The 2,245-nt window shown below is 75.2% G+C and carries 1 protein-coding gene; it reads left to right on the top strand.

Translation table 11 applies throughout. The features are described from left to right. On the top strand, nucleotides 1–2,245 hold a 2,245-nt coding region (locus K6I34_RS35995; RefSeq protein ID WP_229332235.1), incomplete at both ends, for an acyltransferase domain-containing protein.

Consider the following 2,245-nt stretch of genomic DNA (forward strand, 5'->3'; position numbering starts at 1 on the left):
CGCGCACACCATCATCGAGCAGGCCCCGGCCGTCGAAGAAGCGGCCGGGGAGCGGACGGACGCTCCCGCCCCGGTCCGCCCGCCGCTCACCCCCGTCGTGCTGTCCGGCAAGGACCAGGGTGCCCTGCGCGCCCAGGCCGCCCAGCTGCACGCCGACCTGACAACTGGTCAGCTCACCGCCGACCTGGCCGACATCGGCTACTCGCAGGCCGCCACCCGCCCCGCCCTCGACCGGCGCGCCGCCGTCGTCGCGGCCGACCGCGACGAACTCCTCGCGGGCCTGGCCGCGCTGGCCGAGGGCCGGCGCCACCCCGCCCTCACCGAGGGGCTGGCCGCCGAGGGCAAGCTCGCGTTCCTCTTCACCGGCCAGGGCAGCCAGCGGCTCGGCATGGGCCGCGAGCTCCACGCGACGTACCCGGTCTTCGCCACGGCCTTCGACGAGGTCTGCGCCCAGCTCGACCGCTTCCTCGAAAAGCCGCTGAAGGACGTGCTGTTCGGCGACGACAAGGAGCTGCTGGACCGCACCGGCTTCACCCAGCCCGCGCTGTTCGCGGTCGAGGTGGCGCTGTTCCGCCTCGTGGAGTCCTGGGGTCTGAAGCCCGACTTCCTCTCCGGCCACTCCATCGGCGAACTCGCCGCCGCCCACGTCGCCGGAGTGCTGTCCCTGACGCACGCCTGCGCCCTGGTGGCCGCCCGTAGCCAGCTCATGCAGCAGCTGCCCGCCGGTGGCGCGATGATCGCGGTGCAGGCGGCGGAGGACGAGGTCCTGCCGCTGCTGACCGAGCGCGTGAGCATCGCCGCTCTCAACGGCCCGCAGTCCGTGGTGATCGCGGGTGACGAGGACGCGGCCGCCGAGATCGCCGCCGCCTTCGAGGCACAGGGCCGCAAGACCAAGCGCCTCAGCGTCAGCCACGCTTTCCACTCCCCGCACATGGACGGCATGCTGGACGCCTTCCGCGGCGTCGCCGAGCGGCTGACCTACCAGGCCCCGACGATCCCGATCGTCTCCGCCCTCACCGGCGACCTGGTCTCCGCCGAGGAGATCACCGACCCCGGCTTCTGGGTCCGTCACGTCCGCGAGGCCGTCCGCTTCCTCGACGCCGTACGCGCCCTGGAGACGCGCGGCGTCACCACCTTCGTCGAACTCGGCCCCGGCGGCGTGCTCTCCGCCATGGGCCAGGACTGCCTCGCCGGGACCAAGGCCGGCGCCGCCGCGTTCGTCCCCGCCCTGCGCGACGACCGCCCCGAGGCCCGCACCCTCGCCCAGGCCCTCGCCCAGGCACACGTGCGCGGCACGGCCGTGGACTGGTCCACGTTCTACGCGGGCACCGGCGCCGCACGCGTCGACCTGCCCACGTACGCCTTCCAGCGCCAGCGCTACTGGCCGTCCAACCCCTTCGCCGACATGGGCGACGAGGCCGACGCCGGGACCGGCGCGCTCAGCGCCACCGACGCCCGCTTCTGGGAGGTCGTGCACAGCGAGGACCTCGAAGCCCTCGCCGACACCCTCGGCCTCGACGGCGACCAGCCGCTGAGCGCCGTCCTCCCCGCGCTGTCCGCCTGGCGCCGACGCCACAACGACCGCTCCACCGTCGACGGCTGGCGCTACCGCACCACCTGGAAGCCGCTGACCGGCGCCCAGCCCTCGCTGCTGACCGGCACCTGGCTCGTCGTCACCCCGGCCGACGCCGCCGACTCGCCCTGGCCGGCCGAGTCCGTCCGCATGCTCACCGAGCGCGGCGTACGCGTCGCCCAGGTCACCGTGGACGCCACCACCGCCGACCGCGCGGACCTCGCCGAACAGCTGCGCGCCGCCCTGTCCGACTCGGAAGACGCCACGCCCACCGGCGTGCTCTCCCTCCTCGGCCTCGACGAGCGGCCGTACGCCGGCCACCCCGAGCTCGCCGCGGGCCTCGCCGCCACCGTCGCCCTCGTCCAGGCACTGGGCGACGCCGGGCTCGACGCCCGCCTGTGGGCCGTCACCCGCGGCGCCGTCTCCACCGGCCGCTCCGACCGGCTCACCAGCGCCACCCAGGCACAGCTCTGGGGCCTGGGCCGCACCGTCGGCCACGAACACCCCGAGCGCTGGGGCGGCCTGATCGACCTGCCCGGGACCGCCGACGAGCGGACCCTCGGACGGCTCGCCGAAGCCCTCTCCGGCCTCGGCGACGAGGACCACCTCGCCATCCGCCCCCAGGGGATCTACGTACGCCGCCTCGCCCGCGCCCCGCACGCCGAGACGGCC

Origin of the sequence: Streptomyces sp. UNOC14_S4 (genome assembly GCF_020740835.1) — a bacterium.
In the GTDB taxonomy this organism is placed as follows: Bacteria; Actinomycetota; Actinomycetes; order Streptomycetales; family Streptomycetaceae; genus Streptomyces.